The organism is Endozoicomonas sp. NE40 (assembly GCF_040549045.1).
GTDB classification, from domain to species: domain Bacteria; phylum Pseudomonadota; class Gammaproteobacteria; order Pseudomonadales; family Endozoicomonadaceae; genus Endozoicomonas_A; species Endozoicomonas_A lisbonensis.
Map to the genome: position 1 here is coordinate 848272 of NZ_JBEWTB010000002.1, position 17419 is coordinate 865690.

General features: G+C 47.6%; 14 protein-coding genes. 7 read left to right on the forward strand and 7 right to left on the reverse strand.

Annotated features, from left to right (window positions below; translation table 11 throughout):
- Positions 1–115 precede the first annotated feature (115 nt).
- On the reverse strand, positions 116–1546 hold the full coding sequence (locus tag V5J35_RS04805; RefSeq protein ID WP_354010167.1) for a class-II fumarase/aspartase family protein: 1431 nt from the start codon (positions 1544–1546) through the stop codon (positions 116–118).
- 45 nt (positions 1547–1591) lie between these two features.
- The gene (locus V5J35_RS04810; RefSeq protein WP_354010168.1) at positions 1592–3061 is read right to left on the reverse strand and encodes a DASS family sodium-coupled anion symporter; all 1470 of its coding nucleotides are present in this window, start codon (positions 3059–3061) and stop codon (positions 1592–1594) included.
- A gap of 144 nt (positions 3062–3205) precedes the next feature.
- On the opposite strand from V5J35_RS04810, the gene V5J35_RS04815 reads away from it, so the two are divergent.
- The 3 genes from V5J35_RS04815 to V5J35_RS04825 all read left to right on the forward strand — a co-directional run bounded on the left by V5J35_RS04815 (position 3206) and on the right by V5J35_RS04825 (position 7257).
- Positions 3206–4180, forward strand: a complete 975-nt coding sequence (locus V5J35_RS04815) for a LysR family transcriptional regulator (RefSeq protein WP_354016279.1) — start codon at positions 3206–3208, stop codon at positions 4178–4180.
- Between the two features lie 358 nt (positions 4181–4538).
- Positions 4539–6746: an RING finger protein gene (locus tag V5J35_RS04820; RefSeq protein WP_354010170.1), complete on the forward strand. Its 2208-nt coding sequence runs from the start codon at positions 4539–4541 to the stop codon at positions 6744–6746.
- Positions 6747–6813: 67 nt separating this feature from the next.
- Positions 6814–7257 (forward strand): LysR substrate-binding domain-containing protein, encoded by a 444-nt coding sequence (locus V5J35_RS04825; RefSeq protein ID WP_354010171.1) that lies wholly within the window; start codon positions 6814–6816, stop codon positions 7255–7257.
- 14 nt (positions 7258–7271) lie between these two features.
- Here the strand turns inward: V5J35_RS04825 and V5J35_RS04830 are convergent, their stop codons facing one another.
- Positions 7272–7868 carry a hypothetical protein gene (locus V5J35_RS04830; RefSeq protein ID WP_354010172.1) on the reverse strand — a complete coding sequence of 199 codons (597 nt, stop codon included), beginning with the start codon at positions 7866–7868 and terminating at the stop codon, positions 7272–7274.
- Positions 7869–7969: 101 nt separating this feature from the next.
- The gene (locus tag V5J35_RS04835) at positions 7970–9316 is read right to left on the reverse strand and encodes an MATE family efflux transporter (RefSeq protein WP_354010173.1); all 1347 of its coding nucleotides are present in this window, start codon (positions 9314–9316) and stop codon (positions 7970–7972) included.
- Between the two features lie 175 nt (positions 9317–9491).
- On the opposite strand from V5J35_RS04835, the gene V5J35_RS04840 reads away from it, so the two are divergent.
- Positions 9492–9740 carry a hypothetical protein gene (locus V5J35_RS04840; protein WP_354010174.1) on the forward strand — a complete coding sequence of 83 codons (249 nt, stop codon included), beginning with the start codon at positions 9492–9494 and terminating at the stop codon, positions 9738–9740.
- Between the two features lie 193 nt (positions 9741–9933).
- On the forward strand, positions 9934–10938 hold the full coding sequence (locus V5J35_RS04845; RefSeq protein WP_354010175.1) for a hypothetical protein: 1005 nt from the start codon (positions 9934–9936) through the stop codon (positions 10936–10938).
- A gap of 135 nt (positions 10939–11073) precedes the next feature.
- On the opposite strand, the gene V5J35_RS04850 is transcribed toward V5J35_RS04845, so the two are convergent.
- Positions 11074–11736 carry a hypothetical protein gene (locus V5J35_RS04850; RefSeq protein ID WP_354010176.1) on the reverse strand — a complete coding sequence of 221 codons (663 nt, stop codon included), beginning with the start codon at positions 11734–11736 and terminating at the stop codon, positions 11074–11076.
- Between the two features lie 230 nt (positions 11737–11966).
- Between V5J35_RS04850 and V5J35_RS04855 the strand changes: the two genes are divergently transcribed.
- Both V5J35_RS04855 and V5J35_RS04860 read left to right on the forward strand, forming a co-directional pair.
- On the forward strand, positions 11967–13676 hold the full coding sequence (locus tag V5J35_RS04855; RefSeq protein ID WP_354010177.1) for a trypsin-like serine protease: 1710 nt from the start codon (positions 11967–11969) through the stop codon (positions 13674–13676).
- Positions 13677–13944: 268 nt separating this feature from the next.
- Positions 13945–14970, forward strand: coding sequence for a threonine aldolase family protein (locus tag V5J35_RS04860; RefSeq protein WP_354010178.1), 1026 nt, complete (start codon positions 13945–13947; stop codon positions 14968–14970).
- Between the two features lie 41 nt (positions 14971–15011).
- Here V5J35_RS04860 and V5J35_RS04865 read toward each other — a convergent pair whose 3' ends face one another.
- Positions 15012–16304 (reverse strand): MFS transporter, encoded by a 1293-nt coding sequence (locus tag V5J35_RS04865; RefSeq protein ID WP_354010179.1) that lies wholly within the window; start codon positions 16302–16304, stop codon positions 15012–15014.
- Between the two features lie 34 nt (positions 16305–16338).
- Complete coding sequence (locus V5J35_RS04870) at positions 16339–17403, reverse strand: phospholipase A (protein WP_354010180.1); 1065 nt, start codon at positions 17401–17403, stop codon at positions 16339–16341.
- Between the last annotated feature and the right edge of the window lie 16 nt (positions 17404–17419).

Genomic DNA, 17419 nt, shown 5'->3' on the forward strand with positions numbered 1-17419 from the left:
CTGCTCCTTTTCTTCATGAAGTCAGTTGTTCAGAACAGAACAAAACAAAACTCTGAACAAAAAAACTCCCTGCCAGAAAGCAGGGAGCTTATCAAACACTCAACTCAATCTACGTTTACTTTCTTCTGGCTCTTACCTCTTGCACAGCTCGTTCAACAGTTTCCTCTGCCACGCCCAGATAATTAGACGGATTCAGAGCGGCGTCTATTTCTTTCTCACTCATGTTACTGGTGATCTCAGGCGTACCCTTTACGATATCCACAAAGCTGGTACCTGGTTGAGCGCCGGCAATAGCCTCTTTCACCACATCGTAGGCTCTGGCACGACCAATCTTTTCCGCCAGGTCATTCATCACTGCTTCTGACATAACGTAATACTGGGAAGCGTTAAAGTTTTCCAGCATACGATCCTGGTTCACAATCAGGTTGGCGAACAGACGCTGGGCGCGTTCAACAGACTGCGATGTCACCATAAAGGAATCCGGAATCACAGACCATTCCAGAATCCATGGCGACCCCTGACGGGTATCAGAGTGGCTCATCATATCCAGCGCCGCAGCGTTATACATCTTACCCATACGACTCAGGCCACCCATAAATTCAGCCGCACGCGGGTTACGCTTCTGTGGCATGGTACTGCTGGCACCGCCCTCACCTTCCTGAACTTCCAGAATCTGGGTACGGCCAAGTGTGTTCACATCATTGGCAATACGACCAAAGGTAGCGTTTACCAGTCCCAGCGTCTGGACGATTTCAGCAAAGGTGTCGCGGCTTGGGTTCCACGGCGCGGAAGGCGTTTTCAGTCCCAGGTTTTTCGCTACACCGGCCTGCAGTTCCAGCCCCTGGTCACCGTAGCCGGATAAAGTACCAACCGTACCGCCAACCTGTACAGCAAGACGGGAAGACGCTTCATCCAGTCGGGTAATATGACGATCCAGCTCGGTCATGTAAGTGATCAGGTGCAGGCCAAAAGTGGTCGGAATCGCATCCTGACCGTTGGTGCGGGAGATCATCACCGTGTCTTTGTGCTTTTCTGCCAGGTCAGCCAGCTGCAGAACCAGTTTCTTCAAGTCTTTCTGAACCAGCTCAATACCCTGTGATACCTGCATAACCGTCGCAGTATCCATGATGTCCTGGGTGGTGCTGCCAAAGTGCAGATAAGTCGCCACCTTGTCATCACCCGCCGCCCGCAGCTGTCCCAGCAGTGGGCTGATGCCACGACCGACACGGTTGGTACCGGCACGCAGGGCGTCGTAATCAATCTCAACAGAATCAGCCGCCTTTTTAATGGACTGATAGGCATCCTGAGGGATCATACCCATCTCTGCCTGAGTCTTTGCCAGTGCCACCTCAACCTTGATCCAGTGATTGACCATGGCTTCATCGCTGAAAATCGCGCGCATGGCCTGTGTACCGAACAGGTCACGATAGACACGGGAGTCAAATACGCTAACCGCAGCCTCTTCACTCACCTTTACCGGTTCAGCATGGGCGGTCATGGTTGCAAAAGCGCAGGCAGTAGCCAGTACCAGTTTTTTCAATTTCATTGTCGTATATACCAAAGTCGTTTAATTCGGGGGATTCATTCAGTATCAGGCGCCCAGCAGCGTCCACCAGACCAGTCCGGAAGCCATAAACAGCACCATTCCGGCAACAGAAATCACCAGCCCGATACGCATCCATTCGCTGTCGGTGTGGTAGCCGTAGCCCATTAACAAAGGGTTACGGGCATGGCTGTAGGTGCTCAGGTTGCCACCAATATTGGTAATGCCTGCCACGGCCAGTACCGCAACCATGGGGTTAACGCCCAGAGTCATCAGCGCGCCCAGAATAACGGGACCCAGAGCCACCACCTTGGCAGTGGCAGAGGCAAAGAAGTAAGCGGTAAACAGGTAAAACACCATCATTGCCAGCAGGAACAGGGTTGGGCTGGCACCCCCCATTGCCATGGACAGCGCTTCAGACACCTGACCACCTACCCAGCCAGTAAAGCCCAGATCTTTCAGATGACCGGCCATACCCATCAGCACAGAGAACCAGATGAGCGTATCCCAGGCACCTTTTTCAGCCTTGATATCGCCCCAGCTCAACACGCCGGTCAGCAATAGGATAGAAAGACCAATAAAGGCTGCCGCTGTCGAATGAATACCCAGGGCAGAACCACCTATCCACATAACAATCAGCGCAATAAACACGCCAACCAGTTTCCATTCGCTACGGGTAACAGCACCCATCTTCTGCAGCTCACCACGGGCAAACGCCGGAGCTTCAGGGGTTTTCTTTGTGTCAGGGGAGATGAATGTGTACAGAATCAGAGGGATGGCGGCCAGCAGAACCAGGGCTGGCAACAACAGGTACAGCATCCAGTCAGTAAACGACAAGGTTACACCCGCTACGGTAGTTGCAATGCCCACCAGCGCCAGGTTTCCGGCAAAACCAGTCTGGAAGCCCGCTCCGGACGCATCGTTCATGGCACTGGAGCAGGAGATCAGGAACTGCCCCAGCTTTTTATCGGCTTTATCTATGGTTTGGGCCAGAGAGTGGGCAATGGGAGAAACAATAGCGGCACGGGCCGTATTGCTCGGTGTTGCCGGTGCAATAATAAAGTCGGCCAGCCCAAGGCAGTAAGCAATTCGCAGGGAAGACTGACCAAACTTGCTCAGAAGCAACAGGGCAATTCGACGACCAAGGCCGGTTTTACTAAAGGCCCTGGCAACCATAAAGGCAATGACAATCAGCCAGATCAGGGCATTATTAAAGTTGCCAATGGCATTATTGATAACCACTGCAGCCGACTCTTCACCGCCCGGACGCAGAATGGAATAAGCAGCAACAGACACAATAGCCACCGCACCGGTAGGCATAACATTAGTGACAATGGCTGCAATGGTAGCAATAAAGACAATCGCCGTTCGGTAGGCTGACACTTCCAGTCCATCAGGCGGTATGATTCCCCACGCCAGTGCGCCGACCAGAATGATCAGCATCAGTGGAATCATACGTGCTGCAAACCAGGGTTCTGCGCCTGACTCTTTCAGCTCTGACGAAACGTCAGTGGGCATTGCTAACGACGAGGCCATGTTCGTTTATCAACCAACTACTTAATGAGTGAATATTTAACATTTAAAGTAATTGAGAAAATAAGTTTGGACAATCGCAAATAAAACAACAAAAATTGCATTTTTTGCAAGAATTGCCATTTACGAATGAACCTGAACTTCAACCTGAAATCTTTGCAGATTTTCTCCTCTGTTATGGAGCAGGGTACGCTGTCCAAAGCGGCAGAAATGCATTTCCTCAGTGAATCGGCTGCCAGCCGCCAGATTGCCACACTGGAAAACCAGATTGGCTTTAAGCTGTTTTCAAGGGAAAAACGACAACTGATCCCTACCTCCCAGGGGCAGGCGTTTCATAAAGAAGCTCAGCGAATTATCTACGGTTTGCAGGAGTTGCCAGATATTCTGGACACGATTAAACGGGATTGTAGTCCACAGTTACGCATCATTACCGTTCCGCGACTGATCAGGCAGATTGTCTCCCCGGCGGTGGCCAGAAGCTGCACACAGAACCCTGCGCTGAAAATAAACGTCGATGTTCAACCAATGCGCTATCTGCAAAGATGGGTGGCAGGCTTTCAGTTTCACCTGGGACTGGGGCGTTTACCGGCTCAGCATCCGGACATTGTTACCCGTTCATTCTGTTCATTGCCGGCAGTCGCCGTTCTGCCTGCGGGCCATCCGCTTGCCCGGCGGTCTGAACTGACACTGGGAGACCTGTATGGAGAGAAGCTGGTCTGTACCTATTTAAAACAGACACTGCTGGGGCGAAACATTGCCAGCATCTATCAGCAACAGGGCATGCAACCAGAACCAACGGTTGAAGTAGCCAGCTCTTTTCATGCCTGCAGCATCGTGGCCTCAGGGTTTGGTTTCACAATCGCAGACCCTCTGGCAGCGCATGATATGGGAAATGATGTCGTCCAGGTTCCGGTTAAAACCGAATTCCGTTATGACTTCGCTTTCTTTGAACCCGTTCAAACCAGAAACGACCCAATGGTTGCACAGTTTAAACAAAGAGTGAAAGAGGTGAGCGCTGAATATACACAACGATGTGGTTTTAACCTGCAACCTTTAACTTCCAGCAAAAGCAACAGCCTGCCAGCTGACCAGTACGACTCCTGATGGCATCGGTTTTATGTCGCTGTCGTATAGTGAAATCCAGTTCTTCAGCCATCCTGAGGAGCTCTGACTGGCCGAAACAGGCCAGTAGTTTTTTTCAATTAATCTACTATTTGAAGTACTCATCTTGTTCAGCTTTGATACTGTGATTCAAACTTATTTTGGCTGTTCAAAGTGAGTTCTGTCGATGAAAATACTGCTTTCTTGTGCTTAATGTCTACCCTAAGAAAAACGGTCAGGTACCTTTCTGCAATAAACTCAGGTGATGGTAAAACTGAATTCTCCAGTGCCTTTCGACATTTTCAAAAACAACTACTATTTAAGCGTCTTTATTTTAATTCAATTCAGTGGATATCGAATTATGAAAGTCATTACCATAGGTTTTGAGATGATTGTAAAGGGGCTTTTTTTTATATTATTGCTTTTTTGGGGCAAGAGCGTAATAGCCGATACTTATCATATTAAAAAATTAATTCAAAGCAATCAGCAAGTTCAACAAACAGCTAGAAAAAAAAAAGTACTAACAAATATTCATATAGGTACAGTAACCATCGATTTAACAACCCCTGACATTCCTGATCATGAGAGATTCTCATATCAACCAACTATGTCCGTTATGGAGGATAATCAGTCTAAGGCGCTTCTTGATTTATTTTTTGGTTTAATAACTTTGCCTCAAACACCCGACTCAACAGAATCATCTGTAGATGCCGCTATGTCTGTGCTACTCGGCATATTCCACCACCAGGCGATTCATTGGCGAACAGCCAGTGATGCCACAAGACAGCAATGGAGGACCCAAATACAAGAGTCTTACAATAGTTACACAGGCAGACCAACGGGTTCTCGCCGGGGAAACAGAAACAGGAACAGGAATTTCCACGGCCAACAAACACAAGTTCAGGTAGGGCCAATTACATTTGACAATTATTTTAATCCGACAAGTAACTTTCACCTCGACCCTGACGGGCTTGTGCGGGTTGATACGGGTATAATGGCTCTTATGACCGCTTTTTTCGGGCCATTATTGTTTCAGAATCAGGAAACGTTTGAAGCTCATTTGTTGACTGCAACACAGGCTTTGATTGTGAGAGTTTTACAGCGGGCAGCTGGGCAAAACCCTCTTTTCAACCCTTCTAACCCCGACTTTAGCCATTTCAGTGATCATGAGACTTTCGCACGTTTTTTGCGGGAACGCGGTATAGCTAATGATATTTTACTGGCACTGGCACTAAAATCTTTTTCCCGGTACCTCCGTGCTCAATCGCAACCGGCCGAAAATGATCCTTTTCAACTTTGGCCTGATTATCAAACCGTCCTGAATGCACAGCTTCCGTCTAATATTTCACGGGATATTTTTATTAGTTTATTCATTGCCCAATTAAGAGCCTTAGGTCATTCTATCCAGCGAAGTGAGGTTGAGGCCCCTTATGACTTAGGTCTCTGGGCAAATAGAGCCCGGAGTCTGGGAACGTTATTTTTTCCAGTCATGCTTCCGACTCTCAGAGTCCTCAATACCCCTTCTGCAAGATCACTTCCTTACTTTCTGGTCAATGGAGGCACAGCCACTACTGCTTCATCAAATATCTCACCGGAGGCTCTTGTTGTGGAAGGCGTGCCACAAAGAGCCAGCCTACAGCATCAGGTTCAGACAGATACCACAGAAAACAACCAAAATGAACCGGCCAATGATAGAGATATGTTTACCGAAATTTCAGCAATTTTGATGGATATTTTAAGTAACATGCGTATACAAGATGATCCAAATCATCCCGAAGCAACCGGACAAATAGTGGCTTTGAATCCAAACAACAATATACGGGCAAGGCAGGCCTTGTTCCACAATCTCAGACGTAGCATCATCTCCGAAACGCAAATCGAAAGATTTCAACCTTTCAGATCAAGAGCCTATTTAGATATAGCGACTGGATTTTCTGGAATGACAGGTAACAATCAGGGGCCTGTAAATGGTAACCGCCATAGAGCGGCAAGCAACTCACTGGCCGGATTAAATCCTCAAAACATCAGGGCTATCCATAATATCGCCAGAAGAACCAGAGCGGCAATGTCACAAGACGGTATTCTTATGGAGAATGCCCCTCAAGATATTCACGATTTTTATAGTTTCCTTTGGGGGCTGGCAATGCCTTTCGTAACCTTAATTCCTGAAACACCTTTGGCTGAAGAACAACGCACTTTGGAGAACGCAGAGGCATCAACCCCGGTAAATCAGGAACCTGTGGTAGGATTATCGCAAAATCCGGCACAAACATCGCTATCAGAACAAGGAGCCACCGACACCTCCGGAGCTACCTCTGAAAGAGAACCTATCACTATACCGATAAACATGTGCGCTATCTGTTTGGATGAGAATCACGCACAGTTAGTGCGATTCCAAACGTGTAACCATGCCGTGGTTTGCCCGGAATGTCTCACAGCCTACGAACGTACCAGAAACCAGGATTTCCCCGGAGCTCTTCATACCTGTCTGTACTGCCGTAGACCTTACGAGGACGATGATAAAGAAATATACAAACCTAAAAGTAACTCAAAGAATTATAAACAATAAGGGAGAGGCACAACTCAGCCCGGTTATTTTGCCGTCATTAATACCGTTGCACGGCTGGTCAGGCAGCTTGTCTCCCCTGTGGTCTGAACTGACACTGGAAGATCTGTATGGAGAGAAGCTGGTCTGCACCTATTTAAAACAGACACTGCCGGGGCGGAACATTGCCAGCATCTATCAGCAACAGGGCATGCAGCCAGAGCCAACGGTTGAAGTAGCCAGCTCTTTTCATGCCTGCAGTATCGTGGCCTCAGGGTTTGGTTTCACAATCGCAGACCCTCTGGCAGCGCATGATATGGGAAATGATGTCGTCCAGGTTCCGGTTAAAACCGAATTCCGTTATGACTTCGCTTTTTTTGAGCCCGTTCAAACCAGAAACGACCCAATGGTTGTACAGTTTAAACAAAGGGTGAAAGAGGTGACCGCTGAATATAGACAACGATGTGGTTTTAACCTGCAACCTTTAGCTTCCAGCAAAAGCAACAGCCTTCCTGCTGACCAGGACGACTCCTGATGGCGCATCGGTTTTTATTTTGCCCTCAGAGTGTAGACACCTTCTTTTGTTACACTCCAGTCACACTGGGCACCATGAAATTCGGCCTTTTTAGTGACTGGTTGTGCCGGGCCTGAAGCAGCAATATAGAAAACACAGGTTTTGGCAGGAGGTTGCGGTTCTGATAGTTCATTCTGTTCATCCAGTTTTTTTAATAATTCTAATTGCTTCAGTTCATTATTTGACAGATAAGGGTGTAATTGCTTTATCTTCTGATGATGCCCGGGCTGCCACGTCATGGTAATGGTGATCGTTCCCCAGAAATCACCACCCTTAGCATTTTGATGCCCAAGAGTAACGGGGTTGTCTTCATCAACCCATTGCGGAATTTGTTGCTGAATATAAGAGTCAGGGTCACTAAAATCCTGATAGACAAACCAGCTGACCGCTTTGCACTGATTGTTGGGTAATACCATCTTTCCGCTTTCACTGCTGTAATGGGCATAAGACTCCCATGCTCCTGACACACTCTCGCTGATTAAATTGATCTTAATGTGAGTTGGACAGACTGGAGCTGACACAGCTTCCCCCGTCAGCAAGACTGACAAAAAGACAGGCACAATATACTTCATGGAATTAAGCCTTTTCTCAGTAAAAATGCGCACTGAGTATAGAAAAGGCATAAGAAAATGCAGGAGGAAATCATCCCCCTGCACGAACATTGATTCAGCAATCAGTGAGCCTGTACAGGAACAGCCGGAGTACGAAGGTAACGACGTAACATCACCAGGCTGAACAGAACCGTGACCGCCTCGGCAAATAACAGGCTCAGCCATACTCCGTTATCAGGCAGAAATACAGGGATCACCAGCAGGCCAATGACCACCAGAACAAAGCCTCTTGCCAGCGACAGAACCGTAGCGCTGGCAGAGCGCTCTGTCGCCTGGAACAGGTTAGCAACCATCAGGTTGAGACCCATAAAGGGATAGGCAAGAAAGTAAAAGCGCAATGCAATAGCCGCCATCGCCACCAGTTCCGGATTATCAACCACAAACAGGCTGGCAATCGACTCAGCACCCAGCCAGACTATAGCAACCGCAGCCAGTCCTGTTGCTATGGCAAACTTCAGACCAACAAACAGGGTTTCACGCACCTTGCTGACAGCACCCGCGCCATAGTTAAAGCTGATGATCGGCTGACACGCCTGACCAATTCCGACCAGTATAAAGAGGGTTAACACGGCTGTGTTCAGTACGATGCTGTAGACAGAGATATACAGTCCGCCTTTCGCCAATAGCACCGTATTAAACACCATGGATGTCGCCGCTACGGAAGATTCGATAAAGAAAATCGGCAAACCAATATTCAAAATGCGACGCATTCTGTCAACCCCTATCCCTGACAGGCTAAAACGCAAATGCCCCCGTCTGGTCAGGAAGTGAATCAGCAGAATAACCATTGAGATCAGGTTAGCAATAATGGTCGCATAAGCGGCGCCTTCAACACCCCAGCCGAACCGCATGATAAACAGGTAATCCAGTACAATGTTCATCAATGCTCCACCCGCCAGCGCATACATGGCCAGCGCGGGGTTGGTGTCGTTGCGGACAAAGCACGACAAAACCCAGCCTAATGAATAAAGGACAAAGAAGTTAAGCATAATGCCCAGATATTGCCCTGAATAAACGGCTATCTGCCCGGTTGCACCGACCAGGGCGAGTATGTCGTCCAGCCAGAATCGTCCACCCAGCGCCAGACCACCTGCTACCAGAACCGCCAGCAAAATAGACTGTACAAACAGTCCCTGACCGGCCTGATGGTTGCCTTTACCAAACTCAATCGACATCAGCGCTGAACCACCAATACCAATCATCATCGCAAGCGCAGTAAAGAATGAGAAAAACGGCACAGCCATAGAAATCGCCGCCAGACCATCGGGACCCACACCGCGGCCAATGAAAATGGTGTCCACCATAATAAAAATGGACTTGATCACCATGCCAGTAATGGCAGGCATCAGATAACGAAAGAAAGATCGTTTAATCGGGTCGTTTTTCAGATCAATACTCTTGCTCGCCACTCAGTACTCCCTATCAAAAAATGTACGACAGTCCGGCGCGCTATTATCTGTCAGTACCAGGCGGCAGGAAATAGATAGAGTTGCGAACGTTAGCCCTGCTGACGCCCCTGTTATGCAAACCCTGTTATTTATTACCTAAGATCTTCCCCACGAAGGTGATAACAGGGATAGAACCATGTTTATACACATGCAGCACACAAGACAGTTTAAGCGCATCAGAGGGGTGTTCCAGATATTGATGACGCTGGTCAGCTTTTTTGGTTTCAACGAGGCTGTGCTGGCGGAAAGGTATCGGACTTCACTTTATATCAAGAACGATAACACTCGTATGATCGTTGTGAAGAACCCTATGACTGAACCATTAAGACTGAGCTATGCAAGCCTGGAACGGATTTCGATGATTCATAACATGCAGGACGAATAATACGAAAGTCGTAGTGAATCAGTCACAGAGCTATACGGAACATTCAAATTCACAGCGGATGTAACAAACAGCAGGTTAATGACAGGGTTGTCAGCAGCACTGACAGCCCTGTCATTAACCTGATTGCCAAATACGGGTACGGTGTACCTGTATGCATGAAGCAGCGCACGACAGCAAGCAAGGAGGATTCAGTATGTCTTTTGATTCGGTACACCAAACATTGATCAACACAGGCAGCATGCCTGATGTTTCTCCACTCAATCCCAAAGGGTCTGTGGAAAAAGAAACACTCAAACCTCAAACAGGTTTTATGCCGGCTACAGATGCCAGACCGGGTAAAACCGTTAAGCCAGTGAAAACACAAAGTAGCTGGCTGATTGGCGCACTGACAAAAGCCTGGAATGCTTTATCTCTGGAAAATGCTGCTTACTATCTGGACTTCATGCCCGATTTCGATATCAGCAGTGCATTTGAGGACTTTGACACAAATACTTCTGTCAGTGTCGTTAAGCCTGAACTGCACATGAAGGAAACCAGACCGGAAACACCATCACCCAAATCAACGGTTATTCAGGAACAGAAGCCCGATGAATCCATTGCGCCAGCAGAAAAAGAACGTACCAGTGGTATTCCAGTCAGAAAAGCAGGTTACAAATTTACGAAAAAGCCTGAAGGCGTTTCACTGACCAGACCGGATCGTGGAAAAACCGGTATCCCCATGCCCGGGCGCCAGCAAGCCACGCAAAAGCAGAGCGAAGTAAAAACACCGGAATCGAAACGCCCTGTAAAGCAGGAGCAGGCAACGACAAAAAAATCCATCTTTGCCTTTAATACGGTTAAGAGAGATGACTACTATCTACATGGCGACCTGCCAGCCGCAGAAACCATCCGTAAGCTGAACGAACATGCTCGTGAAGCCAAACTGCGGACACCAGAAGAACAGGCAGCAAAGCCAGAGGTTAAAGAAATTGATCCAAAACTGTACCAGCGTCTGCAAAGCAAAGGACGCATCAAAGCCAATCCAGCCCCGACAACAGTGACCAGCACCAGGCAGGGGAAGAAGCAGTTCAAGGGTGACCTGAAAAAGCTGATCAAGCCACTGGAAGGTCATGCTAAAGCAAAGGGAAAATTTGTATCCAATGCGGAACTCGTTGCGAACTTCCCTAAAACGCTTCGCTCTCTTGAGACACTAAATTAATACAAAAGTACGAAATTTAAATGGATTCGATGTATTGGAGGAGTGAACAAATCGTATATATTTACAATTTAGAACCTGTTCGCTCCCATTTTCGAAAGAGCATGAGTTTTTTTCGAGAAGGCAAATACTTAATGACTACCAATAACTTTCAGGCGGAGCAGATGGATGAGAAATCGGTTTCCAGTTATCGGTAGGTTGTCCTTCTGAGTCCGTCATTTTAATAAACTGCATTTTTTCCAAAAGCAATCTGTTGCTCCACACAGATGCAGGTTCAGTATTGTTATCGTCAATATATATTTCCTTTCCTTCATGTTCCCATTGAGTCGATTTGCCCATGACCATCAAATGATATAAGTGCATTTTACAATGAATATTAAACCACGGATCACACACCCAGAAACTGCTATCTTCGTACTGGCAAAACTCATTCACAGTCAGATCATTAAAGCCGGCTGAATCTGCCAGTACCAGAAATTGATGTAAGTTTTGCCCCACCAGCCATATATTTGGAATGCGAGCCTGCACACCATGATCGATAGCCACCATGGCATATTCATGACAGTTACCTGCTCTGTCCAGAGGATCAAGCACGTGCAAAACATTAAGCAATTCATTAGTATCGAAATGCTCCCTCAAATGACAAATCATTTCACTGGATTTTTCCGCATCATAAACACGCCTTCGTTTTCTAAAAGGTGAGGCAGATCCATAAGATAAGGAAAATGTTTTTATGCTTGACTTCAGGGACTCTTTAAAGAAAGCCCGGGTATAAATTAAAAGTTGACGTGCATTTTCCATCTCATACATAACCTGCTAACCCACACTCATAGCCAGACTGTAAGAGCAATGGCACTGACTCAAGGCTGGGCTCCTGAAATACCAAAGCTTGCCCGGGGGAAAAACGACTATAAAAATCGTAAAGCTTTTACCCCTGAGCAAGCTTAGTGCATCGTAAGGCGTTCTGATCGTACACAGACGGCCTCTAAGGTAACCCTGTCCCTGAATATGCGTGTACAAATGATGAAAAAATGTCGCAGTATGAGCATTTTGATATAACCTTACAGCACCTTTTTCAGCGCAATAAAAAAATTACCATGTACTTTATAAGTTCGCCGACTATAAGAGTGGCTGCTTATCCTTTTAATAAGGAATCAGCAAAAGCAATTAAAACTATCTTTTTCACTATCTTTTTTTTCGTACTTATTTCTCAGTTTGCATCAGCTGCCGCGCTACCATCACACTCCAGAGTCAAAAGAATTATAGGTGGAACATTAGTTCAATCTAATCAGTACCCAGAGATCGCCTTACTGAAGGCTAAGTCTTATTTCAGTGAAGAATTTAAACCAGCCTGTACTGCAACGCTTATAAGGTCCCGGGAAAAACCACCCGCATCAGCCTGGTTATTATCTGCAGCACATTGTCTGAAAAACAGAACTCGTGACAAATTTTTTATCTACTTCAAAAATAGCAGCGAGCTGTCTGAAACGAAGTTCCCAATTGAACAGATAATCATTAGCCCTGATGAAGAGAATGGCGGGATCATTCGTTACGAGACATTTAAAATCAATGATGCCGCTCTGATAAAAATAAAACCACCTGAAAATATCAAACCTATGGGGATAGACTTCCACGAAATCACTGATGCCGACATCAGCTCAGGAAAATATAATGGAGCCATTATCGCAGGTTATGGCAAGGATGGTCTTGAAAACACGAGAGCCTTAGCTGAACTGGTTCAAGGCCCGCTGAAAAGCCAGAACTGCTGGAATAATAATTCCGTATTCCCAAAACTAAAACAGTATTTACTGTGCTCAAGCTCCCTTCCTGACGGGGAGAAAGGGACATTTTATGGTGATTCGGGAGGCCCCTACTTCATTACAGACGGCATCTCCCGCAAAATGATTGGCGTTATCAGTGCAGGAAGTCGTGGATTAGTTGTTGAGAAAGATGAGGAGGGAAACCCGGAAAAAGACAGTTATAACTTTAACTATTATGCCAAAACAAGTTATCTGAAAGATTTTATTATCAGTCGTACTGGCATAGATGATGACAGGCTTTTTGCCTGGGGAAACAGTTTATTAGGTGCAGCAAGGGTTTATAAAGGGACAGAAGTCGGAATGTGTAAAGTGACCCGCGATTCTCAGGCCACAATATGCACACTGGACATTGCCAATAAACGCTGTCTGTGTGCCTACGAGTACCCCGGAAAATATTATGAATATTTTAACGAAAATGATTTTGACACCCTGCTTGGGGATGTGAACGCCCTGTACCAATGGTATAACTGGTCCCAGAGCATTCCACCCAACGTTATTTTCAGCACTCTTTCGCAAGATGAAGCGACTACCATCAGCAAAACGGCAACAACCCCCTCTCCCCTGGCAACCACATCTGTTCATATTGACCAGAGTGAGCCCGTCGTTCCCTGTCTGGTAGAGTTTGATGACTCTTTTCGATTACCGGACTTCAAAAGCACCACTAACGTTACACAGGCTCCAACGCCAGCAAAACCATCGGGCAAGGCAAAAAAACGCTTCTTTATTGGAACAGTTGACCAACAACATCAATGCATTGTTGTTGATGCTGATTCACACCAAACCCTCGCTAAAAGCCAGTATAAGGTACTCGTTCATTACCAGTACGCCTCTAATAATGCCGGTAGCCAGACATTGGAAAGCACCAGAAGTTTACCCTTGTTGCTAGCCACTTTCTCCGCGCTCTGGTTCTTGGCTCAGTGATCCCCATAAGAAAAAACTGTACGGGGGGGATGCCTCAAAGCTGTAAACCTGACCACTACACTCCGCGTGTATCCCCCTGCAAAAAAGAAAAGTGTTGAATCACCCGTTCAGCCAGTCTGGCAGCCAGAATCCTGCCTGTGCTAACCTCTCCTTCCTTTTTAGTATGAAAATGCAGCTTTCAGAGACTCTGTACTCATTTTCATGTTTTGGGATGAGCTGCATTTTCCGCTCATGGCTGTTTGGCAACATTACTTAATTGAATATTTTCATGGAAAGACACTTTTGCAGTGACAACGCTTCCGGTGTTTGTCCGGAAGTCATGAACGCCCTGGTTCAGGTCAACCAGGGTCATACCGCCTCTTACGGTAACGATGCTCTGTCCCAGACTACTGAAATGCTGATCAGAAAAGAGCTGGGCAGGGAATGCGCTGTTTATTTCGTTTACAACGGCACAGCCGCTAATACCCTGGCCTGCAAAGCGGCCCTGAAAAGCTTTGAAAGCATTATCTGCCCCGACACCGCCCATATTGTTACCCATGAAGTCGGCGCACCGGTCAATGCCACGGGCAGCAAAATGCTGACGGTTCCAGCCACTGAAGGAAAAATCACTGCTGAACAGATTCGCAGGGCGTATGCTGATGAAACTTACTGGGGTCCTCATGCCACCAGGCCCAGGCTGGTCAGCATTACCCAGTCCACTGAGTGGGGAACCCTTTACAGCCTTGAAGAGCTGGCGGATATTAAACAGGCCTGCAACGAACTGAACCTGCTGCTCCATGTCGATGGTTGCCGTCTGTACAATGCAGCCGCTGCACTTGGCTGCTCTCTGGCAGAACTGTGTGAGCACGTGGATATTCTATCCCTGGGAGGCACCAAAAACGGCCTGATGTTTGGTGAAGCACTGGTATTTTTTGACCAGAGTGCTGCCGATGGTTTTCTGCACCTGCGTAAACAGGGTTTGCAGTTGCACTCTAAAATGCGTTTTATCTCGGCACAGTTTCAGGCGCTGTTTACGAACCGGCTATGGTATAAAAACGCCCATCATGCTAACGAAATGGCAAAACGACTGGCAGAAGGTTTAAGTCAGATCAACGGTATTGAGCTGCTCCACCCGGTACAAACCAATCAGGTATTTGTCACCATGCCCGAAGCCATGGCAAAAGCACTGATCCGTGCTGTCCCCTTTTACCCGAACGGGCCTGCCCTCGATGTTTACCGGTTTGTTACGTCCTTCGATACCTGCCCTGAAGAAATCGAAACGCTGTTAGAGGCTGCCAGAAAAGAGGTCAGCTAGTGTTATACCAATTCCGCCTTCTAAATATGACCATGAGCAAGTCATTTTGGACTGCTGGACAAGGCAGAATTGGTATTATGCAACGCTGGCAGCTTCCATGCTGCCAGCAGCCCCAGGCCACCGCTTGTCATCAGGTACCAGGCCGGCGCCTGAAGGTTGTCACTCCAGCCAATCAGCGCCATGGCTATCACGGGCGTCAAGCCGCCAAACAGGGCATAACCGGCGTTGTAACAGAAGGCGATGCCGGAATAGCGTACAATGACCGGGAACAAAATCGACAGGGTCAGCAGTCCACCGGTCAGAGAACCCACCATCAGTCCACTAAACAACATGACACGATACACATCAGCACCTGTTTCATACCAGTAAAACACTGGCACAGAAAACAATACGATAAAGCCGTACGCTGCAAACAGAAGACGACGGACAGGCAACAGGTCAGCCAGGTGTCCGGCAACAATCGTCACTAACGATGTAAAGAAAATACCTATGCCGCCCGCCAGCGCAACGTCACTGCCCGGATAATTCAGCATTTTTGTCAAATAGCCCGGTGTAAACAGAAACAGTAACGTTATAGAGCTTGCTCCCGGGGCAGCCAGAAGAACACCAGCCAGTAACTTACGTCGATGCTGTTGCAACAGCTGTACCAGGGGAACAGCTGAACGTGTCTTGTGTTTAGCGAGCTGTAAAAACAGACCTGACTCCTGAAAATGTTTGCGCACAATGTAGCTGCAAATACCCAGCGTTCCTCCCAGCCAGAAAGGTACCCGCCAGCCCCATTCCTGCATGCTGTTTTCAGGCAACCACCAGAGCATAAAGGCATTCACCAGCGAACCAAACAGGATTCCGTTCGTTAATGCTGAAAACAGCAGGCTGACGACCAGTCCACGACGCTGGTGAACCGTTTCACTCAGGTAAGTCATGGCACCGGGAATTTCCCCCCCGATGGAAAATCCCTGCAATATGCGCAGAAACACCAGCATCAGCGGTGCCCAGATGCCAATCTGAGAATACGTTGGCAGACACCCCATCAGAAAGGTGGACAGCGCCATAACCAGAACCGTTGCCACAAAGACAGGTTTGCGTCCAAAACGGTCACCCAGATGCCCGAACACAACCCCACCTAATGGCCGGACAAGATACCCTATGGAAAAGGTCGCAAACGTTGTCAGCAGAGAAGTGTAAGTGTCGTGTCCGGGGAAAAACTGATCGGCAATATACGGTGCCATCAGGGCATAAATGATGAAGTCATAAAGCTCCAGAAAGCCACCCATTGAGGTTATGAATATTAATCCCAGCTGCTCCCGGGATAAATTTGCTGTGCTGTTGCTCATCACCATAAAATGCCTTATCAACGCCTGTTAAACGTTATAGCCAGTCCGTTAACATCACCCCTAAACTGATGCGATTAGTACTTTTGTTGTAATCAATCAGGCTTTCACCATAGCCATTGAAGTACTGCACATAACCCCTGAATCTTTCAGTCAGCGGGAATGACCAGTCCAGCTGTATAGCACCCAGATTGTCTGAACGCAGGTTATTACGCAGAATGACTCCCACGTTATGACGATTAAACTTGTAACCAAACAGCAGTTCGCCATACCCCATGTAACGCTCTATGCCGGGATTGTCGTCCCCCTTCACGTTGGGGTAGTTCGAGTCATGAATATCCTTGCTCTTTTCCGGAATCCGGTACCATGGCGACAGGGCAAGATAGAAACTGCCCCGTTCAAAATAAGCACCGAATCGAATGCGGTTCCAGCTGCGGGAAATGGAGCCAGTACGGCCATTAGACTGATGGTTTATACCAGCACTCAGGGCTCTGAGCCTTAACCCCAGAAAATCAAAGTCGGTAGGAAAAACAAAAAAAGCTTCCGGCTCATGGTTCGTTTCCCGAAACGGTGAAGAAAGGCTGTTATAAGCCTGCCACCAGGAGACATTAGTGTAAGCCACAAACAGGTCGCCATAGCCCCTGAACACTCCCTTCCACAATGGAGCCTTTAAACTGATCTGGAACTTGACTTCGTAGCGCGACAGCTTGTCTCCCAGGTTGCCAAAAGGCTCCCGATTGGGTGATGCGTTGTAGGAAAAGGGCAGCAGGTAGTTTGGCCTGTGGGGTGTGATAACAAAACGATTATCTTCAACACTTTCTTCACTCAGAATACGGTCGGTAATGACACCGTGTTCATCGTCAAGCTGTTCATCGTGCTCACCCGTATCACTGAGTATCGGCTCGCTGAAGTGTTCAGGCTTAAAGTGTTCACAGCGCCGCCGGATTTCATGCAGTGTCACCTGGTCATCGCCATTTTTGACTTCTTTCATCAGGCATTGCTCGTAGGCACTTTCGGCCTCTTTCCGGTGCGTATCTGAAAAACCATGAACTGGAAAAATGCAGGCAAAAGCAAACAGCCCACGACAAAGGTTGCGCATCATCGGGAATCCAAACCTG